Annotated in this window: 2 protein-coding genes; one reads left to right on the top strand and one right to left on the bottom strand. The window is 71.9% G+C overall.

The annotated features are described in order from the left end of the window. A partial coding sequence (locus Q4D18_RS11835) for a hypothetical protein (RefSeq protein WP_303128663.1) occupies positions 1-207 on the top strand: 207 nt, incomplete at its 5' end. A gap of 9 nt (positions 208-216) precedes the next feature. On the opposite strand, the gene Q4D18_RS11830 is transcribed toward Q4D18_RS11835, so the two are convergent. After that, a complete protein-coding gene (locus tag Q4D18_RS11830) occupies positions 217-1,464 on the bottom strand; it encodes a triacylglycerol lipase (protein ID WP_303128660.1) in 1,248 nt (415 codons plus the stop codon). Positions 1,465-1,696: the final 232 nt, after the last annotated feature.

The following is a 1,696-nucleotide window of genomic DNA, read 5'->3' as shown; positions in this document are numbered from 1 at the left end:
CAGGTCGCCTCCCGTCGCAGCCCGGTGTCCGCCGACGTCGACCTGGCCGCCGTCGCGGACGCCACCGACGGCTACTCGGCGGCGGACTGCGACGCCCTGGTCCGGGAGGCGGCGCTCGCCGCGATGCGGGAGTCGTTGAGCCTGGCCGAGATCGGCAGACGGCACTTCGAGGCGGCGCTCGCCGTCGTCCGGCCCTCGCTCAGTTGAGCCTGGTTCTCAGTTGAGCCAGGCGACGATCTGGTCCGTGGCGGGACCGGAGTAGCCGAGCTCGAGGTGGTTCAGTGGGGTCTGCTTGACCCCGGCGAGGGTGCGGATGCCGTCCGGGGCGGCGCAGCTGCGGACGAAGACGGCGCCGTCGGAGGGGCCGGTGTGTTCGTTGTGCATGCCGAGCATGGTGGGCGAGGTCCCGCACAGCAGGTGGACGGGCAGGCCCTCGGGGGTGCCGGCCCGGACGATGGGCTGCACCAGGGACTGCCGGTCGATGGCGTACTGGATGCCGCGGCCGCTGCTGAAGAAGCCGGTGCCGCCGTAGTAGGTGGTGTACCAGTCCTGCTCCCAGGCGGGCAGCGGGTAGGTCGAGTCCCAGCGCGCCAGCATCTGTCCCGAACCGGGGAAGGCGGGGCTCTCGTAGGACAGCTCGGTGTGCTGGTACCGCAGACCGAAGCAGGTCATCGAAGTGTGCGCCGCGGGGGCGTTCAGCCGGCCGCCGCACTCGGGGAAGATCGCGGCGTCGTGGCTGATGCCGTGCCGGTAGCCCCAGTCGAAGCCGAGGTTCGGGTTGCCCAGCAGGACCAGCCGGTTGACGTGGCCGGAGTAGGGGGTGCCCCACGGCTTGCGCACCGAGGAGACGTACTGGCGGGCGTTGAAGGCGCCCTTGGACCAGCCCACGACGTCCACCTTGTCGGCGCCGGTCTGGGCCCGGATCACCTCGACGGCGTCGCCGATCTGCTGGGACCAGTAGTAGCCGTCGCCGTTCCGGTGCGGGAAGCCGATCGCGTACACCTGGTGGCCCTGCTCGGTGAGCTGCTGCATCAGCCCGGTGCGCGGGCACAGCAGCCGGCCGCAGCCGAAGTTGCCGCCGGCGTTGGGGTTGGCCCAAGCGCCGCCCGCGGTCTGGTTGGCGCCGTGGACGAGCAGCACCGGCGTCTTGGCCGGGGCGCTCGGGCGGGGGCCGGCGTAGAGCAGGAACCGGGAGGAGTGCGGGCGGGCCGAGCCGAAGAAGGTGGCGGTCTGGCCGACCTGGTCGCCGCGTCCGTCGGCGGGATAGGTCTCGGCGACGAAGCCCGGGTTGGTGTCCCGGTACCGCTCGACGGAGGCCCACCCGTCCTCGATGCCCGTGGTGAAGGTGGCCTCCCTGACGACGGGGCTCTGCCCCTGGGCGGGCGCGGTGCCGGTGAGCCCGCTGAGCAGCAGGGCGAACAGGAAGGTCGGAGCCAGGAGCGCACGCCAGCGATTCGCGGTCATCGGGGGCCTCTCGATCGGTCAGATCAGCCGAACAGGGACGAGCGGGCTCAGAGTAGGACAGATCCCTGCTTTCGGGCGGGCGGTTTGCCCGGGGTCTTGGTTCGTGCCCTGGCTCCGCGAGTGTGGCTGGCGTCCCGTCCCGGACGTGGGATGCGGCCGCGGAAGAGTTGCTCGGGCTTCGACGCCTCAGCGCCCACGGTCGGGGCTCCGGTGCTGTGAGCTGAGTCGGGTG

It is taken from the genome of Micrococcus sp. (assembly GCF_030523875.1).
Taxonomy (GTDB): Bacteria; Actinomycetota; Actinomycetes; order Actinomycetales; family Micrococcaceae; genus Micrococcus.
Note: the sequence above shows the minus strand (reverse complement) of the source record. Positions and strands in the feature narration are given on the sequence as shown.

What these genes read in the sequence shown, in the direction of transcription:
- Q4D18_RS11830 (WP_303128660.1), bottom strand. Translation starts at nt 1,464, where the DNA reads ATGACCGCGAATCGCTGGCGTGCGCTCCTGGCTCCGACCTTCCTGTTC.